Source organism: Actinocrinis sp., from assembly GCF_035605935.1.
In the GTDB taxonomy this organism is placed as follows: Bacteria; Actinomycetota; Actinomycetes; order Streptomycetales; family Catenulisporaceae; genus Actinocrinis.
On record NZ_DATNGK010000234.1, the window covers coordinates 1 to 10,596 of the forward strand.

The 10,596-nt window shown below is 69.3% G+C and carries 8 protein-coding genes; all 8 read right to left on the reverse strand.

Annotated features, from left to right (window positions below; translation table 11 throughout):
• Positions 1-2,442, reverse strand: a 2,442-nt coding sequence (locus tag VN779_RS18935) for a serine/threonine-protein kinase (protein ID WP_325725173.1), incomplete at its 3' end; no start/stop codon positions are given.
• A complete protein-coding gene (locus tag VN779_RS18940; RefSeq protein ID WP_325725175.1) occupies positions 2,439-3,701 on the reverse strand; it encodes a hypothetical protein in 1,263 nt (420 codons plus the stop codon). The genes VN779_RS18940 and VN779_RS18935, both read right to left, overlap by 4 nt.
• 1 nt (position 3,702) lies before the next feature.
• On the reverse strand, positions 3,703-4,731 hold the full coding sequence (locus VN779_RS18945; RefSeq protein ID WP_325725177.1) for a glutamate ABC transporter substrate-binding protein: 1,029 nt from the start codon (positions 4,729-4,731) through the stop codon (positions 3,703-3,705).
• A gap of 38 nt (positions 4,732-4,769) precedes the next feature.
• A complete protein-coding gene (locus VN779_RS18950; RefSeq protein ID WP_325725179.1) occupies positions 4,770-6,095 on the reverse strand; it encodes a hypothetical protein in 1,326 nt (441 codons plus the stop codon).
• A 111-nt stretch (positions 6,096-6,206) separates the two neighbouring features.
• On the reverse strand, positions 6,207-6,917 hold the full coding sequence (locus tag VN779_RS18955; RefSeq protein WP_325725181.1) for an HAD family hydrolase: 711 nt from the start codon (positions 6,915-6,917) through the stop codon (positions 6,207-6,209).
• Between the two features lie 209 nt (positions 6,918-7,126).
• Positions 7,127-8,818 (reverse strand): NRAMP family divalent metal transporter, encoded by a 1,692-nt coding sequence (locus tag VN779_RS18960; protein ID WP_325725183.1) that lies wholly within the window; start codon positions 8,816-8,818, stop codon positions 7,127-7,129.
• 564 nt (positions 8,819-9,382) lie between these two features.
• A complete protein-coding gene (locus VN779_RS18965; RefSeq protein WP_325725185.1) occupies positions 9,383-10,081 on the reverse strand; it encodes a response regulator in 699 nt (232 codons plus the stop codon).
• Positions 10,078-10,596 (reverse strand): sensor histidine kinase (locus VN779_RS18970; RefSeq protein ID WP_325725187.1); only part of this gene is annotated, 519 nt, incomplete at its 5' end. The genes VN779_RS18970 and VN779_RS18965, both read right to left, overlap by 4 nt.

The following is a 10,596-nucleotide window of genomic DNA, read 5'->3' on the forward strand; positions in this document are numbered from 1 at the left end:
GCGCGCCCGGTACGAGCGCTCCAGGGCGAGGCGCACTTGCCGCTCGGTCAGGTCGGCGTCGAACACCCGGCCTTGCAAGGCATTGCGCCCGACGGCAGGGGACGGCCGGTGCGCGACGAGCCAGCCGAGCGCGCCGAGCAACACCTGGCACACCATCGATTCGTGCGCCTCGCCGTCGAGGCCGAGCGCGACGACGCGGGCGCTCAGCTCGTTCAACTCGGCCGGCGCGACCCAGTCGGCGAAGCCGGGTGAGCCGATGCGGGTGGTGATTGCCTGGATCTCGGCCGCGGTGTGGTGGATCGAGGACTCGGGTACCTGGCCGAGCACCTCCACCGCGCCCGCGAAATCCTTCTGTGCCGCGCGCAGCCGGGCAATCGCGAAGGCGGCGGTCGCGTAGGACCGGTCCACCGACCAGACCAGTTGGTAGTAGCGCAGGGCGGTCTCGCGGGAACCGGCCAGCTCGGCGGCGGCGGCCAGGGCCAGCTTAGGCGCCAGCTCCCCGGGCAGCTCGTCATAGCAGGCCTCGAAGTACGCGCGCGCCCCGGCGCCCTCGTCGAGGGTCAGCGCCAGCAGGCCGCGGTACCAGTGCACCCGCCAGTCGTAAGGATCCTGCTGCTGCAGCAGGTCGAGCCAGCCGACCGCCTCGCGCTGCCGGCCGTCCTCGATCTCGGCGCGCACCAGCCGGTAGTAGACCTCGGTGGACGGGTTCGGCAGGTTGTTCAGGGTATTGATGATCTGCTGCGGGCTGCCGCCGAGGGTGGCCAGGGTGCCCGCGTTCGGGTCGGTCGGGTCGACGGTCGGGATCGGCAGCGCGGCGGCGAACTGCCTGCCGTCCGGCTGCGCCAGATCGGTGCCCACGGCCAGGCGTTCGCCGGTGAACAGGGTGGAGAGGGCCGGGCGCGGCACCCCGTCGCCGAGCGCGAGCACCTCGCGCAGCACCCCGGTCAGCTGGACCGACATCTCGGCCGCGGAGGAGAACCGTCGTTCGCGCTGGCCGTGCGTGGCTCGGCGCAGCGCGCGGTCGAAGGACTCGTACTTGCTGAGAACCGGCACCGAGTCGCGCGGCGGCAGCGTGGTCGCGAAGGTGGTGGTGAAGCCCTTGAATTCGAAGGCGAGCACGGCCATCATCCGGCCGACGGTGAACAGGTCGGACTCGATCGACGGGCCGTGCTCCGCGATCTCCGGAGCCTGATAGCCGACGGTGCCGTAGACCGCTGAGTCATCGTCGTCGAAAGCCCGCACCGCGCCCATGTCGATCAGCTTGAGCTGCTCCTCGGACTGGATCACATTGTCCGGCTTGAAGTCGCAGTAGAGCAGGCCGATGGAGTGCAGATAGCCGAACGCGGGCAGGATCTCCACCGCATAGGCGAGCACCTGCTCCAGCGGCAGCGGTTTGTTGCCGTTCTCGGCCTTGTAGTCGAGGGCGATCTGCTTGAGCGACTTGCCGCCGACGTACTCCATCACGATGTAGTCGTCGAGCTGGTGCCGCACGAAGTTGTAGATCTTGACGACGTTGGGGTGCTCGACCTCGGCGAGGAACCGGCGCTCCGCCACGGCCGCGGCCAGCGCGTCGGCGTCCCCGGTGTCCAGCAGGCCCTTGAGGGCGACCCAGCGCCCTGAGACGTTGTTGTCGGTGGCGAGGTAGATCCAGCCGAGTCCGCCGTGCGCGAGGCAGCCGAGCACCTCGTATTGGCCGCCGATCAGGTCTCCGGCGGCCAGCTTGGGGTTGAAGTCGTATCCGCCGCCGCACTTGGCGCAGAAGCCGCTGGTACGTCCCGGGCGGCCCTCGCGGGAGCGTCCGACCTTCTCGCCGCACTTGGAGCAGAACCGCTTGTGCTCGGGCACTTGCGGGTCGGAGAGCACGGCCTCGCTCGGATCGCGGTACTCGACCTGCGGGATCTCGACCAGGCCGAGGCCGAGGCCGCCGCGTCCGGTGGAGCGCGAGCCGTGGGTGGATCCGGGGCGGGAGGAGGCGGTACGTGCGGAGACCGCCGAACCGCGGGCTCGGCCGGAGGAGGTCCGGCTGGAGCTGGTGCGACTGGAGACCGCGGAGCCGCGGGCCGAACCAGTGCGCGAAGATGCGGTGTTCGGGTGCGCTGTGCTGTCTGGCGCGCTGGCGGTGCCCGAGCCGGTGTGGGCGCCGCCGACTGGATCAACGGTCGCTGTCGCAGAGGTCTTCCTGGAAGTCGCGGCCATGCCGCAGGTATCGCAGTACCCGTCCTCGATCAGGCCGTCGCAGCGGGGACGGCCGCAGAGCAGCGGACCGGACCCGGCGGACATTCCCGTTGGCACCGCGCTCGGTCCCCGAGTGCCCACGCTTGCGACCGCGGACGCAGCAGCAGCGGCGACCGCTGGTGATTTCTGCGCCAGCCCGCAGGTATCGCAGTACCCGTCCTCGATCAGGCCGTCGCAGCCAGGACGGCCGCACTTGACCCCGTTCACGCTCGCACCCCTCCCCCTCGGCCGGGCTGGTCCAGGGCCAGCACCGCCTTCTGGTACGCCGCCAGCGCCCGCGTGGACGCCGCCAGGTCGCACGGCTTGCACCACAGCAGATCGTGCGCCTCGAGGTACTGCGCCTCAAGTCGCGGATCTTCCGCAGCACCCGATCTTGCCGCGCGCACCCGGTACGCCGCCAGTCTTCCGCGCAGTTCCTCGCGACGTTCGAGCAGCCCGGCGACCGCCTGGTGCACCCGGTTCGCGGCGGTCAGCGCGTTGTCCAGCGCGGTCTCCAGCGCCGCGGCCTCCTCGGCGAGTCTGCGCCACAAGCCGCGGTCGCGCAGCTCGGCGAGCGCGGCCAGCCGGGCGCGCAGCGCGGGCGCCTGGGTGGTGTGCGCGGGCAGCGCGCCGACCAGGATCCTCTCCCTGGTCTCGCGCTCGGCGGCGCGCTGGGCGTCCTCGACGTCGGCGATCCGATCGATCAGCCGGGACAACTGCGCGGTCCGCCGCTCGAAGTCGGCGCGCAGATCGGCGGCTCCGGTCGCGGCGGCCGCGACCGACTCGACATCCTGCCGGATGCGCTCGAGCCGGTTCGCGAAGGCCGAACCGGGCGCTGCGACGCCGATCGGATCGGCGAAGACGTCGCGCCGGAGCTTCGCGTATTCGTCGCCGATTCCGGCGAGTGCGGTGGCCAGTGCACGGTCCTCGACCTCGCGCACCACAGAGGCGACCTGCTTGAGCCGTTCCTGCACCGGGTCGGCCTGCTGGAACAGCCGGTTCCAGGTCGCATCAGCCGCGGTGACGAAGTCGGCGGCGAGCTGGAAGTCGGTGTTCATCCGGTGCAACGTCTCGGCGAGGCTCGCGGTCTCGCTGACCGTGCTCGGGCCGAGCAGGGTGCGCTCGGAGAGGGCTAGATGCTTGGTGGAGAGCGTGATCGACTTACCGCGCAACAGTTCGGCGATCGCGTTCAGGTCTTCGGGGCGCGGCTTGGCCCGCCGGCCGCGGATCTCGCTGGCGCGGCTGAGCACGTCCTGAAACGCGGTGTAGTCGTCCCAGAGCCCGGCGATGCGGGCGGCGGCACGTTGCCAGCGCTGCGCGGTCAGGCCGGTCAGCGGTGCGCTGTCGAGCAGCTTGTAGCCGGGATGGTCAGCGAGCGCGAGCAGCGCGTCGGCGACCCGGGCCGCGTCCTGTCCGAGCCGCGCGAGCTGCGCGTCGACGGCCTCGCGGGTCGGCGGGCCGAATGCGGGGAAGACCATGGCCACCACGTTAGTCAGCGTATTGGGCGGCGGGAGGCTGTTGCGGGCCCAGTGCTGGTTGCAGCGAGGTGGAATAGATGTGCTGCCAGGTGCCGTTGCCGCGGATCGTCGCCAGGACGCCGTTGATGAAGCGGATCAGGTCGGTGTTCGCGGACGAGACGGCGATCCCGTACGGCTCGGGTTCGAGCTGCGGGCCGACCACCACGGTGTTCGGATCCTGCTCGGCGAGCCCGGCCAGGATGGTGTCGTCGGTGGAGATCGCGTCGACCTGACCCTGCTGCAACGCGACGAGGCAATCAGTCAGATTGGTGACGCCGTAGGCGATCGGGTGCGACTTGTACGTCGTGACCTTCTGGAGCGAGGTCGAGCCCATCTGGGCGCAGACCTTCTTGCCGCCGAGGTCGTCGAGGGATTTGTAGCCGCTGTTCTTGAGCACGAGCAGCTTCTGGTAGGCGTTGTAGTAGACGCTGGAGAACTGGATTTGTTGCGCGCGCTCGCACGTGATCGTGAAGGTGTCCACGACCATGTCCACGGCCTGGGCCGGGTCGGAAGTCTGCAACGCGGTGATGCGCTCGGCGTTGGTGACCGCGCGGAACTGGATGTGACTGGGGTCCTGGTTGCCGAATATCGCCTGCTCGACCTGCTTGGCGATGTCTACGTCGAAACCGGTCTCTTGGCCAGACGCGTTGAGGTATCCGGTGAGGTATTCGTCCTGCGCCACACCGACGACGAGCTTGCCTCGCTGTCTGATGGAGTTGACCGAGGCGCTGGTGGCGTCACCGGCGGTCGGACGGAGAGAAAGCGCCGCGGTGTTGCAGGTCGGGGAACTTGCGGTCGGCCCCGCGGACGGCGACCCGGTCACGAGCGCACCCGGCTGGGGCACCGAGACGTTCGGATGCGCACCGACGTCGACCACTCCCGCGCTGCACCCGGAGACCGCGAGGGCGAGAGCCGAAGCGGTCGCCGCGGCGAGGAATGCTGCTGTTCGCGGCTTGCTGCGCAAGTGCCGCAAGGTGGGGCGTCCGCTCGTCGTAACCATGGTCCGCTCCCCGTTTCCCCGCGTGTTCGTCGGCTGGGTCATCGGTACTCCGCCAGCCGCCGGTTGATCCCGTACGCGGCCGCGAGCGCCGCCAGCATGCCGCCGATCAGCCCGCCCCACACCGCGCCGCTGAGTGCCGAGGAGGCGCTGTTGGCGTCGGAGGCGTACGAGGCCTGATCATTGTTGAACGTTTTGACGAGCGCGTCGTCCAAGGCCGCGGCGTCGGAGTTCAACGTGTTCGGGCTCGGCTGCGAGCCATGCCCGACGATCAGGTCGACGGCGTGGGAGTAGTCGCCGCCGTCGACGGCGCTCTGCACGTTGTGCATCTGCTGCCGAAGCTTGGTGTATAGCGCTGCCGCGTCACCGGTCAGCTCCGCCGAATCGACGTTTCCGAGCGCCTTGGCTTGGGCCTGTGCGTCGGTTCCGTTGTCCTCGCCGCGATCGACCAGGGTGAGCGACTGGTAGGAGTCGGCGAGCGCGAGGCTGTCGCGGTCCCACAGCGTCGTGGCGACCTTGTCGAAGTCCGCCTGCGCGCGGTTCGCCGCATTCGCGGCGGAGGAGACCGCGACCAGGGACCAGATGACGACGGCGAGCGCGATCAGTGCGCCCCACAGCATGCCCACGTTGAAGCGCCGCCGAGTACTGCGGGATAGTTCGCGGCCGCAGAGGACCAGGACCGTCGCCGCGAGCAGGCCGACGACGACGATCCAGATCGGGAAGCCGGTGACCTCCGCCTGCCCGGAGCGCTGCGCGGCCGACTCCTCGTCGGCGACGCTCTGCACTTCCGCGAGGATCTGATCGTGCATCAGCTTCGAGGCTTCGTGCAGGTACGCTCCGGCGACCGGGTAGCTGAGCCGGTTGTTGGCCTGCGCCGTCGCGATGTACGCCGTGTAGAGCGGCAGTTGACCGGCGACGTTGCTCAGCTGCTTCGAGGCCGCGCCGTCCCCGGCCAGTTCCCGTGACGCCGTCGAGAGCGCGGAGACCGCCTGGTTGATGTCGCTGTTGTACAGGTCGGTCAGCCGGGTCGGCTGGACCGGCCCGACCAGCAGCCCGGTCGCGGCGGTGGCGTCGGCCTCGGCGAGCGCGTGGTAGAGCTCGTTTACGTTCTGCACCAGCTGCTCGGAGGAACCGGCCGCGTGTGTCTCCGAGGCCTGACGCGTGGCGAGCGTGGCGGCGCAGGTGCCGCCGATGGCGAGAAACGCCACCAGTGCGGCGATCAGCGCGGCCCAGAGCCGGGCCGGCGTGGTCAGCCGGCTGCGACTCTTGGGCGGACCGGAAGGGTCAGGGCCGGCCTGCGGCGCGGCGGCGAATTGCAGCCCGCTCTCGCCGATGCCCGCAGGCGCGTGCGTGGTCGTCGTTGCCACAGCCGAAACTGCCCCCATCCGCCGTTTTCCCCGCCTGGTGGTGATCCGCTTCCACCATATTCCCTGCGAACCGTCTGCGGATGGCGGGTTGCGATCTGGGTTCAGGCCGGTTCAGGCCTCGGCGAGCAGGGCGGGCAGTTCGGTCAGGTTCGTCAGCCGGAAGTCGGCTTTGGCGATCAGATCACTGTGCTCGGCCGCGAGGTGGCCCCACGGTCCGCGCCGGATGTGCGCGGTACGCAGGCCCGCCTCCCAGGCCGGGCGCATGTCGTTGTCGAGCCGGTCGCCTACGTAGCAGATCCGCTCGGCGCTCGCGGTCGGGCGCATGGTGCGGCAGACCTCGATGACCTTGGTGAAGAAGCGCGGGTCCGGCTTGGCCACGCCCCAGGTGTCCGAGGTGGTCACCAGGTCCACCGGCAGGCGCAGCGAGTCCAGGATCCGGTGCGAGCGGCGGGTCTGGTTCGCCGCGATGATCACCAGGTATCCGGCCTGGCGCAGCGCGGCCATGGCCGGGCGGGCGTCCGGGTAGAGGTCCCGCTCGCCGTATCCCTCGGGCCGCCCCGCCTCGGCCCGCCGCTCCCGCTCGGCCTCCAGGTCGAAGCCGGGACGGAAGTAATCGAATACTTCGCGATGGTCGCGGCCGGCCCCGATCACCGCGCCGAACACGGCGGAGAAGGTGTGCCGCGGCACGCCGAGCCAGTCGGCCCAGGCGTGGTATTCGACGGTCTCGTCAACCAGGGTCTCCCCTACGTCGAAGACGACGGCCTCGATCGATCGCGTGGGTGGAGACGTAGGTGTAGGCGTGAGTGCGGGCGGCGTGGGCACGGTTGGGACTCCTGACGCTGGATCGCTCGACCGGATGCACGGCGCGTCAGCACGTGCATCCGGTCCCCGTTCGGCGGGAGCTTAGCGAGCCGGTCTGCGGCAGCCCAGCGTTTTCAGGGTTTCTCCATACTTCTGGGCGAACTGATGGGACTCGGGAGACGCCAGAGCCACCGGCGCTGTGACGGCTCACAGCTGCCGCCCGTATTGATTTATTGGTGCAGCGCCATCTGCACGATCTTCACGACGACGAGCACCGAGGCGAGGGCGAGGTAGAGGCGCAGGATCGACATGCCGACCTTGCGGCTCGTCGGCATCGCGGCGCGCCCGATCACGGACAGCGGCGGCATCCGCCAGTCCAGCGCGCTGGCTCGGTCGATCGATTCGGCCGGGCGGCGGCGTCGGCTCAGCAGCGCATACCCCGCGAACACGAGACTCAACACGCCGCAGGCCTCGATGATGTCGAGGATCTGGCCGGCGGTCAGATTCGGGTCGAGCACGGCCAGGGTCAGGATGATCGAGAGGGTGACCAGGACGGCCAGCACCGATCCGGTGAACAGGTTCGTCTTGCGTCCGTTGACCCACGGGCCGAGCACCTGCTTGTCGTTGCACAGCACCAGCAGGTAGACCGAGGCGGAGGGCAGCAGCACGCCGGCCATGGCCTGCACGCCGTTGGTGATCAGCCCGAGCGGCGAGCCGGGGATCAGCACGATCGTCGCGGCGATCCCGATGAGGCCGACGTAGACCGCGTAGAAGCCCTTGGCCTGCTTCACGCCGCGGTGCAGCGAGTGGTTGATGCCCAGCGTGTCGCCTGCCGCATAGGCGGTGGACAGGGACACGGCGAAGGCGCCGATGATCGAGGAGTCCAGCAGCGCGATAGCGAACAGGATTCCGGCCACGTGTCCGGCCTTGGCGGAGATGGCCTGCGCGAGTCCCTGCGCGTCGCTGAAGTGTCCGGCGAGTCCGGTGTTCGCGACGGCGGCCGCGGCGAAGCCGATGATCGCCGCCGCGCCGATCACCACGACGACGATGCCGATCCACAGGTCGGCCTTCTCGTACTTGATGAAGCGCGGGGTGATCCGCTTGTCGATGACGTAGGACTGCTGGAAGAACAGCTGCCAGGGCGCGACCGTCGTGCCGACCAGGCCGATGATCAGCAGCATCACGGCGGCTTCCTGACCTCCGCCGCCCGGCAGTTGCGGCACCAGGAAGCCGTGGGCCATCTGCCCTGCGGTCGGGTGCAGCATCAGCGCGATCGGGATCAGCAGCAGGCTGCCGGCGCACAGCGTGATCACGACCCGCTCGAAGCGGCGGAACGAACCGGTGGACGCGGCCGCGATGACGACCACTCCGGCCGCGATCACCGACGGCGCCTTCGGCAGGCCGAGGTAACCGACCGCGAGGGTGATCCCGATGAACTCGGTCACCAGGGTCAGGGCATTGAGGAGAAAGAGGTCGATGACGCTGAACGCACCCCAGAAGCGGCCGAACCGCTCCATGATCAGCTTGCCGTGCCCGACGCCGGTGACCGCGCCGAGGCGTACCACCATCTCCTGGTTGACATAAAGCACCGGGACGAGCAAGAGCAGCACCCACAGCAGGTGGGTGCCGTAGTTCTGGCCGCTCTGGCCATAGGTGGAGAACGCGCCGGCGTCATTGTCGCCGCACATCACGATCAACCCGGGGCCGACGATCGCCAGCAGCGTCTTGAACTTGGCGGACAGGCCCTGGCGGGCTGCGGTGTCGCCATGCTTGATCGTGCCGAGCGCCCCGCGGATGTCGCCGACATGGGCGTCGTCGAGTACTGCGCTCTTCGTCGAGACCGTGTTAGCCGACGCAGCCTTCGTCGAAGCAGCGTGGTGCGAAACAGCGCTCTTGGCCGGGGCGATGATGAGGTCGGTCATGGTGCGCGGTCCTTCCTCACGCCACGCACACGTCCGCGCCAGGTTGGTTTCTTGGCACGAGCGAGCACGCACGTGTGGTCAGGCAGCGTGCGTCAGGGCCTGGCTCGATGGACCTTGGAACGCGCGAACGCGTACCCAGCGTGCTCTAGACAGGGCACGTTCGGTACGAGTGCGAGGCTTTTCGAAGGTCAGCGGCTCAGCGCGCCGCGCACGCCGGAATCGGATGAGGGCGTGTGTGCGCGTAGACGGATCCCGTTCTCACAGGGCCCGTACTATGGCCGGGACTACTGGGTTCCATCATCGCCTCCCCTCGTCCGTGGCGCCGTAGCGCTCCGCCGGTATATGGGCTCTGCGATGCTTCACGCGCTGCGCGTCATCGGCACCGAACACCCATACGATGAGCAGGGCAAGAATCCACCCCGGACCTGCCCTCAGTCAAGTGCAGATGCATGCCGCAGCCGCATCGTGCCTTTACCGTGCTTTAAGGATAACACCGCCCCCGGGCCGAATCGGACCAATCGCCGAACTCGGTGCTGGATGTGCGCTATCGCACGTTGGCCTTTCTCACGGTTCGAAGCGATATCCCATGCCAGGCTCGGTAAGCAGTTGTCGCGGGTGAGACGGCTCCGGTTCAAGCTTCTGGCGTAGCTTTGCCAGATAGAACCGGAGGTAGTTGGTCTCGGATTGATACGCCGGACCCCATACCTGTTGCAGCAGTTGCTTGCCGGAGACGAGCCTTCCGGGATTTCGGACCAGTACCTCAAGCACCGCCCATTCCGTTTTTGTCAGATGCACCTGTTCGGGTGTCTGTTCGGGGGCCACGGCGCTTCGCTGCACCGTCTTCGCGGCCAGATCCACCGTGTAGTGACCGATCGTCACGGCGGGCTCGGCGGCGGTCTCGGTCTCGCTGCGGCGGATCAGGGCACGCAGTCGGGCCATCAGCTCGTCCATGGAGAACGGCTTGGTGACGTAGTCGTCGGCGCCGGCGTCGAGCGCGTCCACCTTGTCGGCGGAGTCCGCGCGGCCGGAGAGCACCAGGATCGGCACCTTGGTCCAGCCGCGCAGGCCGGCGATCACGTCGGTGCCGTCCATGTCGGGCAGGCCGAGGTCGAGGACGACCACGTCGGGCAGGTGCTTGGCCGCGGCGTCGAGGGCGCCGGCGCCGTCGGCCGCGACCACCACCTCGTAGCGGCGCGCGGTGAGGTTGATGCGCATGGCACGCAGCAGCTGGGGCTCATCGTCCACCACGAGCACGCGGATCACGTCAGCAACTCCCTGTCTTCGTCTTCCGGCTCTTCGATCCCGGCTGTGGCGACGGCCGCGGCGGCGGGCAGCGACACCACCATCGTGACACCGCCGCCGGGCGTGTCCTCAGGCGCCAAGGTGCCGCCCATCGCTTCGACCAAACCCCGCGCCAGCGCCAGGCCGAGCCCGACGCCCGCGGTGTTGTCCCGGTCGCCGAGCCGCTGGAAGGGCCGGAACACCAGGGCTCGGTCCGCCGCCGGGATGCCCGGGCCGCGGTCGATGACCCGGATCTCGACCCAGCGGCCGAGCGCGGATACCGCGACCGTGACCGGTGAAGCGGTGTGCTTGACCGCGTTGCCGACCAGGTTGGCCACGACCCGTTCGAGCAGTGCGCCGTCGGCGAGCGCGGGCGGCACGGCCGGCGGCACCGGGGCGAGGCTCACTCGTTCGGCGGCGTCCGGAACCTCGTCGAGGGCGCGCGGCAAAATGTCGGCTGCTGCCACCGCCTCCAAGTGCAGCTTGATCGCGCCGGC